The sequence below is a fragment of the Lysinibacillus sp. NPDC094403 genome (genome assembly GCF_050278745.1).
Classification (GTDB): Bacteria; Bacillota; Bacilli; order Bacillales_A; family Planococcaceae; genus Lysinibacillus.
The window spans coordinates 116,672-139,118 of the sequence record NZ_JBNNTL010000002.1; the positions used below are offsets into that span (position 1 = coordinate 116,672).

The following is a 22,447-nucleotide window of genomic DNA, read 5'->3' on the forward strand; positions in this document are numbered from 1 at the left end:
GAAAATGTTTGTAAGTGAAAAACAAATTGAAATTCGATACGCTGAGACTGACCAAATGGGCGTAGTGTATCATGCAAACTATATCATTTGGATGGAAATAGGTCGCTCTCAGTTAGTAAATGATGCAGGCTTTGAGTATGCAGCATTAGAAAGAGATGGTTATGTATCACCAGTGATGGATTTATCTATTTCTTATAAGGCCGCTATGCATTATGGCCAAGTGGCAACGGTTCGTACATGGGTGGAAAAGCATGATCGTTTACGCACAACATATGGCTATGAAATTATACATGAAGATGGCACGATTGCAGCGACTGCTCAGTCCGTACATATTCTAGCGCACAAAGATACGTTACGTCCGGTATCCCTAAGTAAAATTGATCCGGCATGGGATGCAAAATACAAAGAAATCGCATGTGAGACGAAATAGGAGAAACATAAATGGAACTTTTATTGGCGATAGGTGCAATTATGGCTTGCCTTGGTGTCGTGCTAGGTGCTTTTGGAGCACATGCACTAAAAGATAAATTTGCGTCACCACAATATGCAGCCATTTGGGAAACTGCGGTGCAATATCATATGTATCATGCATTAGGTTTACTGGGGCTTGGTATTTTATCGAGTGATGCCCTTTTAGGAACATCTAGTATGCTTTTTTGGGCAGGATATTTAATGTTGGCAGGTATTGTGTTTTTCTCCGGTAGTTTATATGTATTAGCTGTTACTGGTGTGAAAAAGCTTGGAGCGATTACCCCTATTGGCGGTATGTTATTTATCGTTGCCTGGGTGCTAGTGGCTATTTCCGCATTTTCTTAAGAAACGCTAAGATCCACTAAAAAAGCGACAAAAGCATGTACTATAGCTCTTACAAAACGAGCGAGGTAAGTTCCGATGATTTATTCATATGGAGCTACCTCTTTTTTTGTAAGAAGTTTAAAAAATATGAAACAAATTGTCCTTTTCAAGCGTACTACATAATGATTAAATTATTTTTAGCTTATTTCAGCGGATGTCACGGATTTGGAAAGGAGTACTTATAGAAAGCACAAAGCCGAATCCGGACGTAATGTTTATGTGCGCGACAGCGGCATATGCTGAGGCATAATTGATATGGTAAAATAAGTTTAAGTATATAAGTTGAAGGTGGGAATAAATATGGGTTTATTAAAAGCAGGAATTGGTGCATTAGCAGGAGTTCTAGAAGATCAATGGCGTGAATATTTCTATTGTGAGTCACTCTCAGCGGATGTTCTTGTAGCAAAGGGTTTTAAACGTACTTCTAAACGAGGTTCAAATAAAGGCAATGACAATATTATTAGTAATGGTTCTATTATTGCTATAAATGAAGGTCAATGTATGATGATTGTCGAGCAAGGAAAAGTAGTGGAGTTCTCTGCGGAGTCTGGGGAGTATGTTTATGATACATCAACAGAGCCTTCGATTATGTATGGCAATGATTTGTCCGAAGGTATTATGGAAACATTCAAGCAGATCGGTAAACGTTTCACATTTGGAGGGGAACCTGCAAAGGATCAGCGTGTGTACTATTTTAATAAAAAAGAAATTGTTAGCAATAAATATGGGACACCAGCACCGGTGCCATTCCGTGTTATCGACCGTAATATTGGTCTGGATATTGATATTGCTATTCGTTGTCATGGCGAATATTCATATAAAATTGTCGATCCATTATTATTTTATACAAATGTTTGTGGAAACGTTGAGCGCGAATTTACAAGAGATGCAATCGATAGCCAATTAAAAACGGAGTTGATGACTGCGTTACAGCCGGCTTTCGCACATATTTCAGCAAGCGGAGTACGCTATAGTGAGATTCCTGCACATACAGTTGCTCTAGCAGATGCTCTTAATAAAGTGTTATCAGAGAAATGGCTAGCAACTCGTGGTTTAGCAGTTGTATCCTTTGGTATTAGTTCTTTAAAAGCATCTGAAGAAGATGAAGCAATGATTAAACAACTACAACGAAATGCAGTAATGCGTGATCCAGGTATGGCTGCGGCTCATTTAACAGGTGCTCAGGCGGAAGCAATGATTGCAGCGGCAAACAATGATGGTGGAGCTATGGCAGGATTTATGGGCATGAACATGGCGACACAAGCAGGCGGTGTAAACGCAGGACAGCTATACCAAATGAATGAGCAAAATAAACAGGCAGCCCAGCAAGGACAAACAGCGACGACATCAGGTACGTGGAAATGTGCATGTGGCAACGAAAACACTGGTAAATTCTGCTCAAATTGTGGATCACAAAAACCTGCAGAAGAGGGATGGACTTGTACATGTGGTACTGTCAACAAAGGCAAATTCTGTAGCGAGTGTGGTGCTAAAAAACCTTCAGAAGCATTACAATACGTTTGCGATAAATGTGGTTGGGAGCCAGAAGATTCTGCGAACCCGCCAAAATTCTGTCCAGAGTGTGGCGATGTATTTGATGAAAATGATGTTAAGTAAGGAGATGACTAGTGATGACAACGCAAGATGCTGAAAATGTCAAACAAGTAAAGCTTGATTTTGACGCTGAGTGTCCATCATGTAGTGCATCCATTGAATTTAACCCAGCAACTGGAAAGCTAGCATGTCCTTATTGTGGCTATGAGTCTGAAATTGCAGCCCCAGAAAAGCAAGAGGAAAAAATTGCCCAGGAAATGGATTTTGCAAGGGCTGAAGAACGTGGGAATTTCAATTGGGGTGTTGAGAAAAAAACAGTTATTTGTAAATCCTGTGCGGCTGAAACGATTTATGATGCGTTACAGGTAGCCGATAGTTGCCCTTACTGTGGTTCTAATCAGGTTATGGAAGCAAGCGCTGAAAATACACTAGCACCGAATGGCGTATGTGCATTTGAAATAACAGATAAGCAAGCTGGCGAGAACTTCCAAAGTTGGATTAAGGGGAAATGGTTTACACCGAGAGCAGCAAAGGATAGTGCAAAGCCTGATTCATTTAAAGGAGTCTATCTTCCATATTGGACTTTTGACACTAAAACAAGCTCAAGGTATTCAGCAAGCTACGGTAGACATCGTACAGTTACTGATAAAGATGGAAATACCCGAACTGAAACGGATTGGTATTCCACAAGTGGTTTTTATCAGGAATTTATTGATGATCATTTAATCAGTGCGACAGCTCGTTATGATCGAAATATGATGCGAAAAATAGAACCCTTTAATTTACTCAATAATAAAGCCTATAAACCAGAATATGTAGCTGGTTTTTTATCAGAACGGTACAGTATTGGTTTACAGGACGGATGGAGTCAAGCGAAGAGAGAAATTTCAGATCATCTGAGAGCAGAAATTACTTCAAAAATACGTTGGGAACATAATGCAGATGTAGTATCTAATTTACAATTTTCTACAACTCATGATGATATTACATACAAATATCTAATGCTACCAATTTGGCTTTCTTCATTCCGCTACAAAGAGAAAATTTATCGATTTATGGTAAACGGACAAACAGGTCGAGTAGGTGGAGATGCCCCAATTTCTCCGCTTCGTGTAACAATTGCTGTAATTTTATCATTAATTACAATTGCGATTATTTGGTATTTCTTTATGTCAGAATAGTCATGAGCAGTATTCCTGTAGGGTATAATCCATACTTTGGAATACTGCTTTTTTATTAAATTTGTGGGGAGTGCGTAGCATAAAAAATGGGCGAACGGCTGAATAATTTAAAGAAATAGGATGAAAACCTCTAGTTATCACGGCTTCACTTTGGATTGTTGCATAAGTTATAGTGAAAAAGAATTTCTAACGGAGTTTTTTAAGTTTTTTACACAGCTATACATGAAAAATTCAGGGAATCCATGTTTTAGAGTGACACAGATAAAAATATGTGTCCTTAAGCAACCTATTTTAAGAAAAGTCATTATTAGTGATAAATTATCAGAAAAATATGGGTAAACATAAGCATGTGTATAATGTACTAGTGTATTATCAGAAAGAATGATATTGCTTTTTATCATAGTACGGGTACTTCAAGCATTCTTTATTGTAAGAAGAGTAGAGCAGTAAGCCTGGAAAAAGATTATTAGAGGCTAATTTGTTTTATGAATAAAAACAGTTAAGTGGAATTTTGTTAAATTTCAGGACAGATTTTTCCCATAAAATAACGCTATGTGAAGTTGCCAATTTACTTTAAACAAATTATTATACAGTTAGAGCTTTTTTTTCATGTAATGAGCTGTGAGTGTAATGTTATTCTTGAATAACATCGTGTATGGAGGTTTCGACAATGGATGCAATTGAAGTGTTAACAAATTTAGATCAAATACATGGGTATTTTCAACCGATATTTAGCGCTGATGCGCATACGGTGATTGCCTACGAAATTTCCGGACAGTTACAAATTGAGGGTCAACAAATTAATTTAAAAGATTTTGTGAATAACGAAGATATTCCCGAAGAATATCGTATTGACATGGAACATAAAATTCTTCACGCTGCATTAGCAAAAATAGAAGATATTGGACAGGATATTGATATTTATATTCCGAGTAATCCAAACTTACTGATGCAGGATTTCGGTGAAAGTCATTTTAATATTATTCAACAATATCTAAGTGAAGAGGATTTACATCGTATTGTATTAGTTGTTTCTGAGCATCGTTTTTTAGGTGACATTCAAAAGTTACACCATGCAGTACGTTACTTTACGACTTTTGGTGTCAAAATTGCTGTTCAGGAAGTGGGATCAGAGAGTCATTTAGAGCACATTGCTCTATTATCACCTCAAATTTTAAAGGTTAATATTCGAGACTTAAATTATGATTCTTGGTCTGCACAGTCGGATATGATATCAGCAATAGGAAGTCTCGCATATAAAATTGGCGCAAATCTCTTATTTGAAGGAATCGAAACGGTTTATCAATTGCAGTTTGCCTGGAAGAATGGAGGCCGCTTTTATCAAGGCCGATACTTGGCAAATCCTGCAATGACATTCGTAGAGAAGGATATTTTAAAGGAGCGTTTTAAGGAGGAGTGCCAGCAGTTTATTACCTCTGAAAAGAAAATTCTAGAGGTGCAATATTTTGAGTTGAAAAAGTTGAGGGAGGAGCTAGAAGCGATTGTCCATCGTGTTAAACCTTCTAGTGACAACATCACACATTTAGAGCAACTAGCCCAACTGTTGGACAGTTATTCGTTCCGAGTATATATTTGTAATGAAGATGGTTTCCAACTATCTCCAAACGTAATGCGTATAGAGGGCCAGTGGGAATTGCAGCCAAGAGCCATCAATAAAAACTGGAGCTGGCGTCCATATTTCCTGCAAACAATCATTAAGATGCGCAATGATCAAAGCGGAGAAATCTCAGAGCTTTATCGAGATATCGAGACAGGGGAAGTTACAAGAACGTTTTCGATTGCTATTAACGAGCATGAATATTTGTTCGTCGATCTTTCGTATGATTACCTTTATGAGCACAATATATTTAGATAGTTCGATAAATGAATATATATCAATGTTTAATGGGTACAAGAATAACTTGTACCCCACTTTGTACCCCAAATTTGAGTAAAAAAAGAGAATCACTTGAGTTTTATGAAACAGATAATACGCGATCAGGAGCCGATGCAGACGCGCACGCACGTTTACAATACAATGGCAATAGTCGCAACGCATCGTGGCATTATACTGTGGACGACAAAGAGGCGGAACAATCTTTTGAACATGCATGGAGATGTTGGGCCGCAGGAAGTACGACAGGTAATAATCAAGGCATACAAGTGGAGGTTTGCGTTAATAGTGATGGTAACTATCAAAAAGCAATGCAGAACACTGCAGAGCTAGTTGCTAAAATCATGAAAGATGAAAACATTCCTATTCAAAACGTTGTTCAGCACAACCACTTTAGCGGTAAAAATTGCTCTAGAAATATGCGTGATGGAAAGGTAAGTTGTTCACAATTTATTACTATGGTTAAAAATGCGAGTGATAATGCACAGCAACAAAAACCTATTATCGACAATAATAAATATCGTGTCTTAACCGGTACTTATGCTACAAGACAAGCTGCTGAAAATACCGTAGATGTATTAAAACATCGTTTCGGTTGGGTGGCATACAATCGAATCAGATGGAACTAAATGGCGTGTTTAAACTGGAACATTTATAGGTATGGATGCAGCAAAAGCAGGAGCAAATAAAATTAAAATAGCTAAACTTGCACAAGTTGTTAATGTTGTAGCTATATGATATTAAAGACCAAGATAGCTTAAATTGCTGTCTTGGTCATTTTTTAATTCATGATTAAAATTTCACATAACCCTCATCGCTGTCTATGTCAAGAAAATAAAAATTCCTGAACCCCATGTTCTTCCTGAAAATATTTCTTTATCATTTCTATATCTACTCCAAAAAAAGGGTAAGGACTAGAAAAAAAAGAGATTTTATATTTTGATTCTTCATATATTTTTCCATCAAATATTTCATCGTTAAACTGAATATCAATATAGTGACCACTGTAGGCTATGTCATATGTTCCATCTTCATTCAGCCCACATTTGTCTTCAAATGGAATAAATTTAATTATATAAGTTCTTTCATTTGTAGTTAGTGTTTCCATGTTACGTTAACTCCTTGTTACTCGAATTAATAATTAATAAAATCAAAAGATAAAAATGTTTGCGTTGGAATAATAATTGTATCAAACGCATAATTTAGAGCTTTCAAAGGAACATAAGAAATGTCTTCTTTATATTCATATTTCTCGATAATAGGTAAAATTTCATTAACTAGACTTTGTATTTCATTAACATCACATACTTGGGTATACTCTAAGTCAACGATATTGAAAGATACTTAAACCATCGAAAAAAGCGTATTGCGTTAAGGAAAGAAAATATTCAGTAGAAGATTGAAAGCATTTGTTCAAACAGAAAAAACAACCAAAGATAGGCTGTTTTCTCGGTATTTAAACAAAAAGATTCCATATGTATTTAATTCCATCCCATATAGCTAAGGCTAAGATTACTGCTAGAATCCCTTTAAAAATATCTTTCATTTAGGCACCTCCATTGAAATGGTTGTTTATGTATTTACGGAAGAGAGTTATAAAAGTTTCATTTTATGTAGATACAAGCGAAATTGAAATCATTAACTGAACAATATGAGGATTAAACGAAAATAGAGCGATTAAAACATCGCTCTAAAAAACTCATAAAATCCCATATTCATCGGCATAGCCCAAATAAAGAATCCAAGGAGGGCAATTGGGCCAAGTAATAAATTATAAATCTTGGTTGGCAAAATATTGCCCAATAGGACTTTATAAATCGCTACACATACTATCATTACAACAGGTAGTAATAGCATTGGTGGAATGAAATATAGTAGACTTCCGCCAATTGATAATCCTGAAAATATATCCATTGAGTAACCTCAGTATGTATTTTTTGTAAATTATATCATAAAATAGCCGCAGCGTTTGCAGACGCTACAGCTCAGAATTGGTTTATGCCCTTTGACGGTCCTTACAACAATATTTTATCACACCGTAGGAGGGCAAACCTATGAAACAAGGGCAAAAAGAAATGAGTAAAAATCAAATTGAACAAGCTTTAAAGGATTATCGTTGGATGGTGGATACAATGATAAGAATCGAAATTATTTTACACACATTTTACACACAGACAGGTTCATTTTACACAAGTTTTTACACAAGCTGCTATCTGGGAAAAGGTGTTAGAGGGAATTATCTCCCTAGTCGTTGGTCAGGGGCTACAAGTGATTGGAGTCTGGTAGAAGAAGTTTGGCTTAATCCGGAAAAACCGACGTTTATTCAAGCTAAGCAAAAAGTTCAAAAATAGCTATCCACCGACACCGTGAACTACTTAAAGAATTCATGAACGACGGCACACGGTTTATTCGAAACTATTTTGAAGAGAAACAAAAGATAACCCCCCGTAATTATTGTAGGTTTGCATACGTTTGCTTCAAAGATAATTTTAACCCTCAACGTTCCTTTGACGCCATGTAGAACGGAGATCCATCTGAATCCACGCAAATCAAATTTTCTGTGAAAAGTGTGAAGTAAAAATGTCCCCTGAGGGCTATTGTTTGCCTGTTACCACATTTGAAGTGGAGACGGACAAGTGCGGGTGCTTTCCCCTCATTTTTTTTAATTAGGAATAGTATACTTTTTCTACTTTATATAATGTATGCTCGATAGTCGAGCAGAGAACGGCATCCACTTTGTAAAATTTAACTCGAAAGTATAAACTTTTCAAAAAGTTCTTTATATTATTTTTTTGCTTAAAGGCAGGGAGAAATTCTGAATTTTTCTCCACATCACCAAAACTTTGAATCCATTGCTCTACATAAGTCTGACTAAGTATTTTTCTATTTAAAACACTAATTATGGATTTTACCATTCTCTCATCTTCCCCATCGGAGTAAATTCGATCTGTTATGGTCATCTTTTCGTAAACCAAATCGAGGATAGTTAAGAGGTCATTTTTATCCAGTTCGGAACATTGAGCCAATTCTTCTAAAGCATCTGCTGCATGGGCTATAGCATGAGCCCAGCCTTTTTCTTCGTCATAACCACGGTAATCTCGCTCTTCTTGTACATTGTAAAATACTTTCTCTTTTATCTGATGAATTTGCTCTCTTGAGAGAAATGGTGATTCTCTATGCCTCATGAAGAGGAGCGGTATGACTAGCATGGAGAAAGATCGAGTGAAGACAGAGTCTGTATTTGTTTCACCAAGCTTAAAAAGCAAATGGTTTTTATCTAAAACAACCGGTAGAAGTTGTTCTAGTTCGTTTGCTGTTAGAGAATTATCAGGAATCCAATGTGATAAGGTTGTATAAATTAGCTCATCACGTAGTTGGGCATCCAAAGAACCGATGTTATTTATCATTTCTAGTATCAACTGGAATGTATCGGGGGGTGCTTGGTACCCATTTTCTTTTATTAATATCAACTTTTCTTTTAAATTCATTTTACACGCTCCTACTAGAAATTTTCTGAACTAACTTTTTCAAGGGTTTCTACTGACTATACAGCTTCTTCCGTACCCTTCTTCCCTTACTATAAGGTACAGATAGGATCAGAGACAATCCGCAGTAGCAGAAAGGAATAAATTATTTCCAAGCGGTTTATTTCCTGATAAAATCCACAAAATTCCAACTCCTTCGATTGTATTTTATACGAAAACTTGCTATCTAAAAAACTTTCCCACCCGATTTTAGGATAAAGAACCCATATAAAAATTTCAGAATTTCCCTTATAAGTTAATGGTTAGTGAGTTGTTATTTGTATATTAAATTAAATTAATCCAAATCTCAATAACTAATGGAATTTAAATTTTGGGTGTGAAGAACATCTACTGAAGCAATAATTACAATCGATCTAACTGAAATTCACTACAAAATAAAAGGATGGTTTACTTGATAAATAATAAAATATTAAGAAAAGACAATATTCAGGAAATATTATCGTTGTCACCTACACAGCAAGGACTACTCTTTAAATATCAGATGGATCCTAAATCGAGCGAATACATGGAACAGGTTGTCCTAAAAATTAGAGGAGATATAACTGATAAAGAGATTGAAAGAGTATGGCATCACTTGATTAGCACTTATGATGGTTTGCGTTCTATTTATAAATGGGAAAAGTTAAGTAACCCTGTACAAATTGTATTGAAAGAAATCGATCTGCCACTTTATTACTGATAGTATAACAATTACAAATAGCTCGCCGTCTTAAATGTCCAAAATGTCTAATAAGTCGAAAATTTGCTTATGAATTTTTGAATCGCTATTTTTAGCCACCTATGTAAAAGCAACATCTTCTGCAAGTAAAATACTCACAAAAGTGTGTCTCAATATATGGGCAGAAAATCTTTTGATTGGATGCCTATTTTTTATGGCATAAAACATTTTCACGATTGAAATCATTAACTGAACATTATGAGAAAAGAAACGATTAAAGGGTCACTAGGTTGAGAGCGACCCTTTGTCATAAAAGAGCTGCGAAAGGCAGGTAGACCTAAATGGATATGCTAACAGTTATCTCTATTTACGAAAGTAGCGCCGATGATAATTAGAAGAATAAATAGAACAACGATTAGAGCGAATATTGAACCAGAACCACGGTTATAGCCACCGTCACAACCACAGCCATAGGAATAACAATTATTAAAGTTACCTAAATTTCCATAGTATCCCATAAAAATATCCCTCCTTTCCACAATATATAATATGTTAGCTGTAGAGAATAGGTGGGATATTCATCCATTCCGCTATAGGATTAAAAATTAGTCAATCCATTATTTTTTTGTGAGATAAGACAATAAAAAAGGTCACTTGGGATTGGAGTGACCCTTATTACAAAAAAGGAGGACAAAGGTAATTGTGTTTTACATTATTATTTATATGACGCTATAGCTATATTTGTATAGTTTATTGCCTTTGAAAAATTAAAAAGGATCAACGCTGGTCCAGCTTCAGTGATCCATAGAGGAGAAAAAGTAATATGTCTTTTTATGCTCCTATAGATACGATATATGTAGTTTACATTTTTGTGTAGTGAATTTGTCTATAGGTGAATAAAAAAGCCGCAGCGTTATCACACGCTACAGCTCTGAATTCAGGCTTTATTTACTAAAATGTTTCATTTTAGTGGGATATAAAAACAATAAATTATAATTACTTTAAAGGAATTCCAAGTCCTAAGGCAGAAGCGATCGAGACAATAGAGCTAATAACACCTAGTATACTAGTTAATTTCTCTAATGGTTTTTTAGCTTTCTCTTTATCTCCATTTTCTATATGAGTTTGAAGGAGTTCAAAATTAGCCTCTGCAATATCTCGTTGTTCGTCTGATAGATGTTGAATTTCTTCATGAAGTTGTTGTAAAGCATTGATAATGTCATTAGGCAAGCTGCTAGCTATCCCTTGATTGAGTGTGCCATTGTTTTCAATAGTTATATTACCTTTGTTTTCTCCGAAAGTTAAACCACCATATTTACTAGAATCACCCATAAAACCATCTCCTAAGATAATAGTAACTTTCCCGAGCTTTGAAACTTTGTCTAATAATTGATCAGAATTTTCTTGGGCTAAAATATCGATAATTTCTCTTAAGCTCTCAGGTTTATTTTGATAGCTTAACCCGACATTTTCCTTTTTGTTATTAATTTTTTTTTTGAAAAACTTTGTCTGAAATCATCACTTAATTCGATTATTGGAATAGCATTTAAAGGATCAAAACAGTTTTCTGTACCACAATACTTGCAAGGAATGGACTCAATATTTTCAAGTTCAGATTTATTAGCAGTTAAAATACTTCTACTACATTCCTCGCAGTGAAATTCTAATTTTATAACGAGCGCTTCTTTTTTTTCTAATTCAGATAATGTATCAATAACTACTCCAAGAGGTAAGTTAGTTATTTTTGCAATATAACTATGGTAAAATTTATCCATTTTACTAATAGCAATTGCCTCAAGTGCATTATCTATTTTTTGAGAAATTTCCCATGGCTTTAAATTGCTCAATACTTTTACCTCGCAGAATAAATTTGGTAAATCAATTTTTCTCTAATATAATCCAATACAGGTTCAGACGCAAATACATTGAACTTAAATGTCTTAGTATTTACGCCGATTCGAATAGAATATTCTTGTTTCACGCCATCAACACTATGTTCAAATAAGATGGATCCTTTTTGTTTGGATAGATAAGGTTCTAAATAATTGTATAATGGTAAACCTCGTAATTCTCTAATACTACCTAATCCTATTGTTTCAAGACCACTTAAAAGTAACAAAGTAAAAGGTGTTGTTTCTAAAATGCCGGTAATATCTTCGCTATTTAAATTTTGCTCAAGAATTGATAATTCTCCACTAGTATAGTATTCGTCAATTGCAGAAAGTATACTCACAATTGATTGACCCTGTGTTTCTTCAAATGTACTGACTGATCCTGCTGGTCTACCTGTAGCATCAATTAGCCTTCCTTGAAGGGTATCAGCTAAAGACTCAAGTGTACCACCATATTTCTCTAGTAAATCATACTGTTTAAATTCATATTCTTCATCGACAATTTTAGTTAACCAAGCAATAATTTTTTTGGCAATAGCTGAACTTGCTCTTACTTCAATTATCCCCATTTCTTCATCAATATAAACTGTTGTAATTTCGTGCTTAATGTATTCTCTTCGATTAGTTAAAAAGTAATCAACATTAACACCTGTTCTATGAATAAATCTTAAATAATAAGCTTTAGAACCTTCAATTTCAGCAGCAGCAATAATTGTAGGATCAATAGGAACATTTTCGCAAATTGGAGTAACTACTGTTTCGAATGGGTTAAATGGCATAGTATCAATAATACTTTGTTTAAATCCTATTAAACCAGTATTATTTGTCGCCTGGTACCAAGCTAATGAAACTGCTCCAGAGAAAATATTATTGCTGATCATTTTAAGTACGTCGCCATCTATATGCTCAAAAGAGTCCCAAACTCTACTTGCTAATTCATTTACATTGCCAGTAGATTCTAAAGTCATTTTATTACAAATCTCTTTGAGTAGAGTTTTATTTAATCTGTTCAAGTCTTGGGGGAAAATTAAAGATTTAATTGTATTCATTTAACACCCTCCAGAATTATATTCCGTGTTCGATGAAAGTATGTCTCTTTATTTATAAATATAATAGTATATGTATTGAATACCCAGAAAATAACATAAAAGTGTCGATTGACATGGAAATATGAATGAATGGGAGCGTATATGAGTCGAAATGAATAAAAATTAATATAGTTCTTTAGGTCTATTCTGTGTCTTGTGATTTTAAAAGAAATTACTACTACTGATTAGGGAGTAGCGAATTTTTAGGTATCATCTTCAACTCTTTTTATGTTAGCTTCCACAAAAGTAGATGCATTTATAAAGTGCTCTCATCGTTTTGTATTTAATTGAATAGAGCAGGGGAGATGATACAATTTAACGCGTTCCTTTTTATTGATAAGAGTTCCTATTCTGGTATAATTAACTGCGAGAGAGGATGATCAATATGAGCAAAAATATCGTTGTTATAACAGGGGCTGGCAGTGGTTTAGGTGCAGCACTTGCTAAAAAATATTCGTCTTTAGGCAATCACATTTGTTTACTCGGTCGAACGAAATCAAAGCTTGAGAATACGGCTAAAGCTTTAACCAATGGCTATTCTATTTATGAGGTTGACGTTACTTCAAAACAAATGGTCGCTCAAGTAATTCATTCTATCCAAGAGGATTTTGGATCCATTCAATTATTCATTAATAATGCTGGTGTTGGCTATTTTGATAAAGCTGAAGACTTGAATGAGGATTCAGTTCATCAAATGATTGATATTAACCTAAAAGGAACCATTTTTTGCACACAAGAAGTGCTAAAAGGTATGAAAGAACGAAATGAAGGAACGATCGTCAATATCGTTTCCACAGCTGGTCTAGAAGGAAAAGTAACGGAATCTGTTTATTGTGCTAGTAAATTTGGTGTACGAGGATTTACAGAGAGTCTAGCACTAGAATTAAGCGAAACATCTATTCATGTATGTGCTGTATACATGGGTGGTATGAGCACCGAATTTTGGGACGGGATATTCCCTGAGGAAAAAACTAAGACATTAATGGATCCTAATGATATTGCGGATATTATTATGGAAAATATTAAACCAAGAAAAGCGTTAGCTGTAACTGAAGTAGTTATTAAAAACAAACGATAACAACACATTTTTTCGTTTCAGCAACCATTAAGAGTATCAGTTTGGGAAAGGTTTTAGAACAGAAATATAAATCTAAATAGTTATCATAAAAAAGATCAGCTCTCATTTTTTAGAATGGGAACCTGATCTTTTGTGTTTATTCAAGATCCATTCTCCGGTAGTCTTCATTATCAAGTAACGTCCTTTAACGGTACGTTACAAAACTGTCATGTTGTGATGTTTTTAGTCATGTAAAACGATGGTTAAGGTACTAATTGCTTGTTAAAGTTAACGGTGTAGTTAAGGGATTTTAACCTTGTACTAGCTTAAAGGAGAAATGAAAATGAAACCATCATTAAAAATCTATATGTTTATAATTGCTATGGTTGTAGCCTTATTTAGTTTAACGCCAACAATAGTAAATGCAGACTCAAATGAAAAAATTCAAAAGATTGATCAATTTGTGAAAGAGCAAAAGGCGCTAAGTAAAATTCCAGGGATATCTTTAGTTATTGTAGAGAAGGGGAAAACGGTTTATGAAAGAAACTTTGGATATGCCGATGTTCAGTCAAAAACACCTGTTACCTCTAATACATTATTTGAACTTGGTTCTACATCGAAAGCATTCACAGGACTAGCCATTCTACAATTGGAGCGGGAAGGCTTACTAAAACGTTCTGATGATGTCCAAAAGTATATCCCATGGTTAAAGTTAAAATATAATGGAAAGCCTCAGTCAATTACTATTAATCAGCTACTGTATCATACAAGTGGGATAGCTACTAGCACTATATATAATATCCCTAAAAGTAACGAAAGGAATGCTCTTGAGTTGACTGTAAAAAAATTGCTCGATCAGCCATTAAATAGACAACCAGGTAGTTCATATGAATACGCAACGCTCAATTATGATGTTTTGGGCCTCGTTATTGAAAAGGTTTCAAAACAACCCTTTGATATGTATATCAAAGAGCATATATTAGAGCCGATTAATATGAAGGATTCATTTGTTGGGCTTCATCAAGTTAAATCAAATGAGATGGCGTCAGGGTATAAAATAGGACTGATGAGAGAGCAGAATTACACACCACCTATCTACCGTGGAAATGTACCTGCTGGATATATTATAAGTAACATAAATGATATAGCAAAATGGTTAAAGCTTCAGTTAGGAAATAGCCAAATTTATTCGATTGATAAAAAAATTATTCAAGAATCGCATATCCCAGATCAATCTGTGGAGCCTTTCGATAAAGATACATACTACGCTAGTGGATGGGGAGTTATTGAAAAAGACAATAAACAGTATTTATTTCATGCCGGTGAAAATCCAACATTTACATCTTATTTTATTATGCAGCCTGATGAACAATTAGGAGTGGCTATATTATCCAATATGAACTCGAGCTTTACAACGGCGATAGGTCAAGGTGTAATGGATTTATGGGAAGGGAAGACGGTTGATACTATTCATTCAGACAACCTTCAAAAGTTGGATAAAATTGTTTCACTTCTATGCGTTATTGTTGTAGGTTTTGGTATGTTTTTAAGCATTCTATTGCTAACAACATTGAGTAAAATTGTTAAAAAACAACGAATTAAAGTTACTTTAAATATGAAAAGGACTTTATTATTATTTATTCATTTATTATGTGTTGCAATAATTTTTGCACTTATCACTATGTTACCGGAAATTTTAGCGGGTGGCTCGAATTGGGAGTTTGCTAAAGTATGGGGGCCAACTTCAATCACTTTGTTATTTTATAGTGTTATTGTGTCGGGTGTGATTTATTGTTTATTGGGATTAGTGAAGATTTTTACGAAAAAGTGCATTAGGACACCCTGAAATAAAACTAGAAATTGATATTCCGACAAATCTTAATGATTCTGTCGGTTTTTTATACGAAAAAAAGGCCACTTTTCCTAAGCGGAAAGTGACCAAAATAAAAATGTAATGATGAGGGTGTGTTTCTTGCCCAACGCATGAGCAAGTTGGAAGCGAATTGGGTACACTACTATTTTATGAAGGAAAAAAGCTTTTTGTTAGGTATTCGCCATTTTTAAGTTTTTTTGGTTAGGAGCGTTTCTTAGAATTAGTAGAAGTTTTTAGCATTGTAGGTACTGTCCAATATGTGCCCATGCGCAACAACCATTCTATTGGACCAAATCTAAAGAATTTTAGCCAAAGCTTACTAAATAGTAATTGGAAAATGTAAATGCCTATGCAAATCCATAGAGATTGGATCAACTGAATTTTAAGGTGAAAGACATTCGCTATTATTAAAATCAGCGCTGTTTGTCCTAAATAATTTGTTAAAGCCATTCGGCCATAGTCTTTTAGTGGTGAAAGCAAAAATTGGCATAAAGAATGTTGCAGTAAAAGCATTAATAGTCCCACATAAAACGCCGATACAAATGGACTAATTTGCATCCCGATTACAGCAAATTTTAAAGAGTTTGTCTCAAATTCTTCAATTTCACTTGCTGACATATTGTTATAGTTCACTATTGAATCTGGAAAATAATGCGATTGATACAGCAATCCACCGATGCTAATACAGAACATAATAATTGTAAAGGCAAATAAGCTTTTCCGATTTTCATTGATTTTTTCAAAAATTCGATACTGACCGGCCGTTAACCCAAGTAAAATAAGTGGAAACGGCATAGCAAGTTTGTTTCCATAATAAGCTGACACAGCTAACAATATAAGTCCTATAGTTAAGTTTATTTCTTTACGAACTTTGTAAAATGGTAATGCTATCAGACCAAATATCGAATAGATGGTTAACGCTTCTCCTAGTTGGAAATAGAAATGCACAAGTCCTAATAAAAATAAAAAAATGATTCTTCTAAAGAAACTTTTTCATTTTTAGCTTTTGCACGGGAAATAAAAATATAAAAGCCTACACCAAATAAAAATGAAAAAATGGAGAAAAACTTCCCTTCCACAAAAAGCGTTAAAAAACTATGATACGTAAGATCAACAGTTGTAGATGGTTCAAACCACATGAGTGTTGGAATATTTACTAATATAATTCCTAATAAAGCAAATCCCCTTAAATAATCTAATGTATCAATTCTTTTGTTTAAATCAATTGGTTGCATGTAACTCTCCTCCTCACTCACAAACTATATAGAAGTTCCTAAAATAGTAGTAGCGATGAATGTTACGCTAATCTTACAAAATCGTTATATAACATTAATCATTTTCTTGATACATAGATAAGATTTCTTTTGCTTGCTGTCGTAAAATATTGATTAATTCTTTAGGTTCTACAATTTGAGCATGCATTCCAAGACGATAAAAGAGGGGGCTAATAAAATTAAGCTCACCTTTGTCTATCATGAAATCTATATAACCTGCGCCATCTTGTGTTATGACGACAAAATCTCCAAGGTTTGGATCGCTTTTGCATTGGCGTACACCTTCCCTTGATAATAGTACATGTAAACGAATGGGCTGTTTAATCTCGTAGGTGTTGCCAAACCACTCCTCCAAATTTAAAAATTCCTCTTTGTTTTCTTCACTGTCTACGATGGAATGAATACGATCTACACGAAACAGTAATATTTTTTGTTTAGTGAAATCAAAGGCGGGCATATACCACAGTCCATCATGAGCATAAACACCAATTGGGTGAATATGTTTCGTTGTTGTACCTGATTTGGATTCATATTGAATATGAAGATTTCTATTTGCAATGGCTGCCTCTAAAACGGCATTCAATAAAGGGGTTTCAATCGCTCGTTTAGGATTCCAGAACGAGATGTAGGATTGAAGTTTATCCACTTTCCGCTTCGCTTCCTCCTGAAGCGAGCCATAAAGCTTATGAGAAGCGGATTTAATTTCCGTATTAAAAGGTAAATCACGATAATAATGCAGTGATTGAAACGCAAAGAAAATCGAAACCACTTCATCTTCTGTAAATAAAATAGGGGGAAGAACCCTGCTTGTGAGGACAGTATAGCCACCGTTTCGTCCTTGTTCTGCGTAAATAGGCAAGCCCATATCGCTTAAATCTAAAATATATCGATGAACCGTGCGAATCGATATATTGAATTCATCAGCAACTTCCTGTGCAGTAAATTTCTTTTTTGCACTCACAAACAGAAGAATATCTAATAAACGTTTTGCTTTTGACATTTTTTCACCTTTTCTTTTAATCATGTCAGTAGTTGTCATGTTTTGTGTATATTATAGAGATTGTTCATGCGTTTTACAAAAGAGAAAAGGAGATGACGATATGTCACGAGAAATCATTTTATACATTGCGACTAGTTTGGATGGATTTATTGCGAAAGAGAATGATGATTTACAATGGCTAGAAGAAACAGAGGGGGAAGGGGATGCTGGCTATTCAGACATGTATCAATCCATTGATACCATTATTATGGGTAAAAGAACGTATGATTGGGTTGTAGACCATATTGAGTCTTTTCCATATCCCGATAAGAAATGTTATGTATTCACAACATCACAAAGTGGTAAAAACGAACATGTTGAGTTTGTGAATGAAGACGTTGTAGCGTTTACAACAGAATTAAGGGAACAGGAAGGCTCTAAAATATGGATGGTCGGCGGAGCAGGAATTCTCGATGCCTTTATGAAGGAACAGTTAATAGATGAAATAATTATAACGATTACACCGCATCTTTTAGGATCTGGAATTCCATTGTTTAAGGATCATAATCCATATCAAGATTTGAAGTTAGTCAATACACAACGCTATGGGCAAATGGTACAAATGCATTATAAGGTGAAGAAAGAGGCTAAATGATTTATATAAGGGGATAGGAATAGAGAATAATTAGTCTACTATAGTTAAATATACATTTATCCCATAAGAACCTAATAAGAAAAAGGCTGGGACAAAACCTCAAGAAAAAGTAAATATAGTAAGAAGCCCGGAAAATTTTACGAACAGTAAAGTTTTCCGGGCTTTGTATTTGAACATATAAATTTCGATAAAAAGAAAGGACACTTTTTGATAAAATTAAAGTTACCACACAAAAATTAATCAGAAAGAAGTGTCCTTATGTTTAAAAATTATAACATGAATCAAGTTATTTTACCGTTAGATTTAGAAATAAAACTTCAAGAAAATGATATCGCCTATGCCATCCATGATTTAGTGGAAAGTATTCCAAATGAAGCATTCGATTCATTTCTTCGAAGCCCGGGTTGCCCAGCTTATCACCCGCGAATGATGTTAAAAATTATTCTGTGTGCTAACTTATTCAGCTAACGGGGGCTTGCTGCATCCAGGCGTTCTTCTGTTCTTGCGTTAAATCGGGGGGCATTGGAACCCCGTTAAAATTACCTTGTTGAAAAAACATTTTTTGAAGTAGTTATGCCTGTTATCAGACCCGAAAGATCCGGAAGAACTGGATCGGCTACTGCCGTTGCCTGCCGCATATTTAAATCATAAATCAACATAAATTAGCCCTCATCTATTTAAGGTGGGGGCTATTTGACGCTTACGAATAAAATGGCGACGGTGTTGCTATTCTGAGTCGTTATGCAAAAGAAGATAATAATTGGTTGAATCTATCGCGCTCCTCTAAAAAAGCGCAATGGCCGCTGTATTGGAAAGGAACAAGCATCGAATTTTTGATCAGCTTATTTGTTTCCTCAGCTTGAGTAAACGGAACGACTTTATCATGAATTCCGTGAATAATTAATGTGGGTACATCGATCTGACCCAGATCGTTGTATACATTTTCATCTCTGAGTGTGACCATAATGGCGGAAGTCGCCCAATTCGCAGCTTTTAATCCCATTAAAACGAACCAATCGGATTTCGGTTTGGAAATATACTGAAAGAAAAAAATCCCCGTTTGGTCTTGCAGCATTTGCGGTCGGTCATGATTGGTATCTTCGATGATTTTATTTGTAAATTCTTTTGGAACACTAGATGGAGAGGCAGCGTCGATCAGGACGAGTTTAGATACCCCATACCCTTTGTAACGAGCCATATAACGGATCGAGATCGCGCCTCCAGTAGAGTGTCCTGCCAGGGTTATGTTTCTTAACTGTAACGCCTCGATGACCATGCGGACATCATCTGCTAATCTATCGAAACTGTACCCGCTAAAAGGTTTATCCGAATTGCCATATCCCCTCCAGTCCATTCCGATACAACGATATCCAAGCGTTGGAAGGAAGTTGAACTGATATTCGAACTGGTTATGGTTTAGCGGCCATCCATGAATAAAAAGTATCGTTTTATTTCCCTTCGGATTAATGTCCTCTATAAATACGTTGACGCCTGGTTCGACAGTTACAAAGTATCCCAAGTGTATCACCCCAATTATGAAAAAGTAATTCCCATTAAGATATTCAACCAAGGAAGAGTGTATGCCTAATTTTGGCGTTAAACTTAGTTTAGATAGTGCGAAGAAGTTTCTGATGAATGATTACCTTGTTGCAAAAAGAAAAGTGAGGGAATAGATGAGTATGATGCCTCAACTGCTTGCTCAGACATAGAAGAGTTGGTTAGCGATTGCAACAACATATCTCCTGAAGCTTTTCATTTTGCAATTGCTAGAATGGATGCATTGAATCATGTAATTCCTGACCTATATGACGGCATGGATATCGAATACAAGAAAACAGCTTGATTCACAGTACGAACAAAATGTGCAATAAAAGAAAAGGTGCTTCCCCTTTGAGTTATATATCTTATTAGAAACTAAGCTGAGATACAAGATTTTAATTCACTTAGGTGCTGGTATTGTTGGAGCATTAATTTTAGCGTTAATAACTATTTATATAGAAATGTAAAAATCTTAAGGTTCAACTAACGGTGGAGTTTAGTTGAAGAGTGTTTTTAACTTGTTGTTCAACAATCAGGCCATTTTGTTGAATAAGAGTGGGAAATATAAATCCAAATATATAGTATTATCGATTCTAAGGAATATTCTATGTAATAATATATATATATGAAGTTTTGTAAGGAGGATATGCTATGAGTATAGTAGATTGATTACTCAGATTTTAAATAAGAGGAAGGTGGTAAATCAAATTTTATAGAGGTGTTCAAGTTGAATAATTTAATGATTAATGCTGATTTTGGGAAGTTATGGTTTCATAATATATCTAAAATTCTAAGTGAACGTTTTCGCGAACTAATCATACCTATTATCATATTGGGTCTGTCTGGATCGCCATTAATGACTTCATTAGTGCTTTTATTTCAGAAAATTAGTTCCGTGTTTTTTTCTATTCCAATAGGTACTTGGATTGAGAAAAAGAACCTTGTTTTGATTTCTTCGATCTGTAATTTAATATATGCTATATTATTGTTTCTATTGGCATATTTAATAACAATCGATATAACGAGCCTTTTTGTTATTGGACCAATATTATTTTTCATGGGTTTAGTAGGATTGATGTTAAATATTGCCCTTTCAGCTATGGTACCTAAAATTGTTGGGAGGCAACGTTTATTAAGTGCTAATAATTCATTAGAAGCTGCTGATGCGATTGTAACCTTAATTGGTCCAGCCTTAGGTGGAATTATACTTGCGAAATATGGCCCGAACATTACCTTAACTATTTGTGGTAGTTTATTACTTATTTCATTGTTATTTATTTCACTTATAAAATACCGAAATATAAGTGAGGAAACGGATGATAAGCACATGAAGGGAAAACAGAAACTGAAGAGTTTCATTCGGGATTCCCAAGAAGGTGTAAAGTACCTCTATGCTAATGGAGCTCAAATTGTATCGACGATTTCGGCTTTGGTACTCGGATTTTCAACCAGTTTTATTGTGCTTAGTGTTATCATTCATTCTAAATATACTCTCCATTTTTCAGAAGAGTATATTGGAATACTGTTATCTTGTGCTGGTATAGGCAATGTCGTTGGCGTACTTATAATGAACAAATTTAAAAATGCAAACTGGTTATACTTTCTCAGTACTTTAATGATCTTATCTTCATTTGGAATATTATTATTGATATCAAATTCATTTATCGTCATGTGTTTCGGAATGATAATCTTTGATGGGGCACTTTCTATGGCATTTGTTGTTCAGATAACTGTTCAACAGGGCATTACTCCAGACCATTTGATCGCCAGGGTTCGAAGTTCCATATACGTTTTAGGTGGAATTGCAGCAATGTTAGCGAATATACTATCTGGTTTGATTTCTGAATGGAACTCTATGGCAGCCTTGGCATTTGGATCATTGGTTTTATTAGTCAATGGCTTGTTTATTTTTAAATATAAAAAACAAGGAGTAGCAATGGATAAAATCAGTCCAATTTATGCTTCATCCAAAAGTAACTGAATGATGGATTTAATAAAGGTAAATGAAGTAATGTTGCACCATCGTCTTTGATGAATAAAATCATGTATAAAAATTGAAGTCTTATCGTTGTAAATCCGCATAAATCTGACGAGTCCCCTTATTGTGCTAACGGGTGCGTTTAACAAGCAAAAGGCAGAAATCACTATTTAATATTCCACAAAAGGGCGCATTACTTTAATAAGGAATGCGTCTTTCTTCATCTAAAGGGCCAAATTGTGAAATAAAAGGTTTTTATGAACTGATATACCTAACGACGCCTTGGAAAAATTATTAGTTTAAACAATTTCACATCCGTTTTTCGAACCTTTCGAAAGAAGAAAATATTTTATTACTAATGGGGAAAACTTCATTTGAATTGAAATCTACAGCTTATTTACTAATAAGAATCTAAAACTAGTATA

The 22,447-nt window shown here is 34.8% G+C and carries 21 protein-coding genes and 2 pseudogenes; 13 read left to right on the forward strand and 10 right to left on the reverse strand.

Annotated features, from left to right (window positions below; all coding sequences use genetic code 11):
- Nucleotides 1–4: 4 nt before the first annotated feature.
- The 6 genes from ACQKMV_RS04805 to ACQKMV_RS04830 all read left to right on the forward strand — a co-directional run bounded on the left by ACQKMV_RS04805 (nt 5) and on the right by ACQKMV_RS04830 (nt 6,113).
- A complete protein-coding gene (locus ACQKMV_RS04805) occupies nt 5–430 on the forward strand; it encodes an acyl-CoA thioesterase (protein WP_427502620.1) in 426 nt (141 codons plus the stop codon).
- A gap of 11 nt (nt 431–441) precedes the next feature.
- Complete coding sequence (locus tag ACQKMV_RS04810) at nt 442–816, forward strand: DUF423 domain-containing protein (protein WP_427502622.1); 375 nt, start codon at nt 442–444, stop codon at nt 814–816.
- A gap of 339 nt (nt 817–1,155) precedes the next feature.
- Nucleotides 1,156–2,472, forward strand: coding sequence for an SPFH domain-containing protein (locus ACQKMV_RS04815; RefSeq protein WP_427502623.1), 1,317 nt, complete (start codon nt 1,156–1,158; stop codon nt 2,470–2,472).
- A 14-nt stretch (nt 2,473–2,486) separates the two neighbouring features.
- Nucleotides 2,487–3,590: a hypothetical protein gene (locus ACQKMV_RS04820; RefSeq protein ID WP_427502624.1), complete on the forward strand. Its 1,104-nt coding sequence runs from the start codon at nt 2,487–2,489 to the stop codon at nt 3,588–3,590.
- A gap of 670 nt (nt 3,591–4,260) precedes the next feature.
- Nucleotides 4,261–5,466, forward strand: a complete 1,206-nt coding sequence (locus ACQKMV_RS04825; protein ID WP_427502625.1) for an EAL-associated domain-containing protein — start codon at nt 4,261–4,263, stop codon at nt 5,464–5,466.
- 8 nt (nt 5,467–5,474) lie between these two features.
- Complete coding sequence (locus ACQKMV_RS04830) at nt 5,475–6,113, forward strand: peptidoglycan recognition protein family protein (protein WP_427502627.1); 639 nt, start codon at nt 5,475–5,477, stop codon at nt 6,111–6,113.
- 197 nt (nt 6,114–6,310) lie between these two features.
- On the opposite strand, the gene ACQKMV_RS04835 is transcribed toward ACQKMV_RS04830, so the two are convergent.
- Both ACQKMV_RS04835 and ACQKMV_RS04840 read right to left on the reverse strand, forming a co-directional pair.
- Nucleotides 6,311–6,592, reverse strand: a complete 282-nt coding sequence (locus ACQKMV_RS04835) for a hypothetical protein (protein ID WP_427502628.1) — start codon at nt 6,590–6,592, stop codon at nt 6,311–6,313.
- A 569-nt stretch (nt 6,593–7,161) separates the two neighbouring features.
- Nucleotides 7,162–7,398 carry a hypothetical protein gene (locus ACQKMV_RS04840; RefSeq protein WP_427502629.1) on the reverse strand — a complete coding sequence of 79 codons (237 nt, stop codon included), beginning with the start codon at nt 7,396–7,398 and terminating at the stop codon, nt 7,162–7,164.
- Nucleotides 7,399–7,538: 140 nt separating this feature from the next.
- Between ACQKMV_RS04840 and ACQKMV_RS04845 the strand changes: the two genes are divergently transcribed.
- A complete protein-coding gene (locus ACQKMV_RS04845; protein WP_427502630.1) occupies nt 7,539–7,835 on the forward strand; it encodes a hypothetical protein in 297 nt (98 codons plus the stop codon).
- A gap of 315 nt (nt 7,836–8,150) precedes the next feature.
- On the opposite strand, the gene ACQKMV_RS04850 is transcribed toward ACQKMV_RS04845, so the two are convergent.
- Nucleotides 8,151–8,972, reverse strand: a complete 822-nt coding sequence (locus tag ACQKMV_RS04850; protein WP_427502631.1) for a DUF2785 domain-containing protein — start codon at nt 8,970–8,972, stop codon at nt 8,151–8,153.
- Nucleotides 8,973–9,420: 448 nt separating this feature from the next.
- On the opposite strand from ACQKMV_RS04850, the gene ACQKMV_RS04855 reads away from it, so the two are divergent.
- Nucleotides 9,421–9,708, forward strand: coding sequence for a condensation domain-containing protein (locus tag ACQKMV_RS04855; RefSeq protein ID WP_427502632.1), 288 nt, complete (start codon nt 9,421–9,423; stop codon nt 9,706–9,708).
- Nucleotides 9,709–10,037: 329 nt separating this feature from the next.
- On the opposite strand, the gene ACQKMV_RS04860 is transcribed toward ACQKMV_RS04855, so the two are convergent.
- The 4 genes from ACQKMV_RS04860 to ACQKMV_RS04875 form a co-directional block, all read right to left on the reverse strand.
- Entirely contained in the window at nt 10,038–10,205 is a 168-nt protein-coding gene (locus ACQKMV_RS04860; RefSeq protein ID WP_427502633.1) for a YjcZ family sporulation protein, read from the reverse strand.
- Nucleotides 10,206–10,683: 478 nt separating this feature from the next.
- Nucleotides 10,684–11,019: a hypothetical protein gene (locus tag ACQKMV_RS04865; protein WP_427502634.1), complete on the reverse strand. Its 336-nt coding sequence runs from the start codon at nt 11,017–11,019 to the stop codon at nt 10,684–10,686.
- Between the two features lie 125 nt (nt 11,020–11,144).
- Complete coding sequence (locus tag ACQKMV_RS04870; RefSeq protein ID WP_427502635.1) at nt 11,145–11,534, reverse strand: hypothetical protein; 390 nt, start codon at nt 11,532–11,534, stop codon at nt 11,145–11,147.
- 5 nt (nt 11,535–11,539) lie between these two features.
- A complete protein-coding gene (locus tag ACQKMV_RS04875; RefSeq protein WP_427502636.1) occupies nt 11,540–12,628 on the reverse strand; it encodes a hypothetical protein in 1,089 nt (362 codons plus the stop codon).
- 424 nt (nt 12,629–13,052) lie between these two features.
- On the opposite strand from ACQKMV_RS04875, the gene ACQKMV_RS04880 reads away from it, so the two are divergent.
- Both ACQKMV_RS04880 and ACQKMV_RS04885 read left to right on the forward strand, forming a co-directional pair.
- Complete coding sequence (locus ACQKMV_RS04880) at nt 13,053–13,745, forward strand: SDR family oxidoreductase (RefSeq protein ID WP_427502637.1); 693 nt, start codon at nt 13,053–13,055, stop codon at nt 13,743–13,745.
- 322 nt (nt 13,746–14,067) lie between these two features.
- Nucleotides 14,068–15,570, forward strand: coding sequence for a serine hydrolase domain-containing protein (locus ACQKMV_RS04885; protein WP_427502638.1), 1,503 nt, complete (start codon nt 14,068–14,070; stop codon nt 15,568–15,570).
- 228 nt (nt 15,571–15,798) lie between these two features.
- On the opposite strand, the pseudogene ACQKMV_RS04890 reads toward ACQKMV_RS04885, so the two are convergent.
- Nucleotides 15,799–16,832, reverse strand: a pseudogene (locus tag ACQKMV_RS04890) (DUF418 domain-containing protein).
- 94 nt (nt 16,833–16,926) lie between these two features.
- Nucleotides 16,927–17,871 carry a helix-turn-helix transcriptional regulator gene (locus tag ACQKMV_RS04895; protein ID WP_427502639.1) on the reverse strand — a complete coding sequence of 315 codons (945 nt, stop codon included), beginning with the start codon at nt 17,869–17,871 and terminating at the stop codon, nt 16,927–16,929.
- Between the two features lie 100 nt (nt 17,872–17,971).
- Between ACQKMV_RS04895 and ACQKMV_RS04900 the strand changes: the two genes are divergently transcribed.
- A complete protein-coding gene (locus ACQKMV_RS04900; RefSeq protein ID WP_427502640.1) occupies nt 17,972–18,505 on the forward strand; it encodes a dihydrofolate reductase family protein in 534 nt (177 codons plus the stop codon).
- A 258-nt stretch (nt 18,506–18,763) separates the two neighbouring features.
- Nucleotides 18,764–18,958, forward strand: a pseudogene (locus ACQKMV_RS04905) (IS5/IS1182 family transposase); the annotation flags it as partial.
- 286 nt (nt 18,959–19,244) lie between these two features.
- On the opposite strand, the gene ACQKMV_RS04910 reads toward ACQKMV_RS04905, so the two are convergent.
- Nucleotides 19,245–20,024, reverse strand: a complete 780-nt coding sequence (locus ACQKMV_RS04910; protein WP_427502641.1) for an alpha/beta fold hydrolase — start codon at nt 20,022–20,024, stop codon at nt 19,245–19,247.
- 747 nt (nt 20,025–20,771) lie between these two features.
- On the opposite strand from ACQKMV_RS04910, the gene ACQKMV_RS04915 reads away from it, so the two are divergent.
- Nucleotides 20,772–22,025, forward strand: coding sequence for an MFS transporter (locus tag ACQKMV_RS04915; protein WP_427502642.1), 1,254 nt, complete (start codon nt 20,772–20,774; stop codon nt 22,023–22,025).
- Nucleotides 22,026–22,447: the final 422 nt, after the last annotated feature.